This window comes from Pantoea sp. Ap-870, assembly GCF_011752515.1.
In the GTDB taxonomy this organism is placed as follows: domain Bacteria; phylum Pseudomonadota; class Gammaproteobacteria; order Enterobacterales; family Enterobacteriaceae; genus Pantoea; species Pantoea dispersa.
Map to the genome: position 1 here is coordinate 1 of NZ_VWXG01000033.1, position 255 is coordinate 255.

Here is a 255-nt window from a genome sequence, read left to right on the forward strand (position 1 = left end):
CTTTTCGCCTTTCCCTCACGGTACTGGTTCACTATCGGTCAGTCAGGAGTATTTAGCCTTGGAGGATGGTCCCCCCATGTTCAGACAGGATACCACGTGTCCCGCCCTACTCGTCGGACTCACAACTTATGCATCTTCGTGTACGGGGCTGTCACCCGGTATCGCGCGACTTTCCAGACGCTTCCACTGATGCACAAGCTGATTCAGGTCCTGGGCTGCTCCCCGTTCGCTCGCCGCTACTGGGGGAATCTCGGT

Annotated in this window: 1 rRNA gene; it reads right to left on the bottom strand. The window is 57.3% G+C overall.

Going from position 1 to position 255, the window contains the following annotated elements:
* Positions 1–255, bottom strand: a 23S ribosomal RNA gene (locus tag F3J41_RS23250); the annotation flags it as partial.